Origin of the sequence: Halomonas sp. ND22Bw, from assembly GCF_003011945.1 — a bacterium.
GTDB lineage: Bacteria > Pseudomonadota > Gammaproteobacteria > Pseudomonadales > Halomonadaceae > Halomonas > Halomonas halophila.
Genome location: NZ_PXWD01000877.1, coordinates 1 through 271 on the forward strand (window position 1 = coordinate 1; position 271 = coordinate 271).

Here is a 271-nt window from a genome sequence, read left to right on the forward strand (position 1 = left end):
CCCTCACGGATGGATTTGAGGGATGGGCGCGTCGCTTGCGTAATCCATGCTAGAGGGGTGGAGTGAACGACATGGACCTCGACGCAGTATTGATGAGGCTGGCGCAAGCACCCGTGCCCGCGAGCCTTGATGGCATGGAAGATCGCGTGCTGGCGCGGGTCGCCGCACGTCCAGCGGCGCGCGCCGGCTTAGGCGTTGGGGCAATGACGATCGCTGCGGCGCTCGTCATGGGCATCTTCGGTGCCGGTGTGCCCGCGAAGGAAGCCAGCGC

The 271-nt window shown here is 66.1% G+C and carries 1 protein-coding gene; it reads left to right on the top strand.

The features are described 5' to 3' along the window. Nucleotides 1-71 precede the first annotated feature (71 nt). Nucleotides 72-271 (top strand): hypothetical protein (locus CVH10_RS20670; protein ID WP_106489421.1); only part of this gene is annotated, 200 nt, incomplete at its 3' end.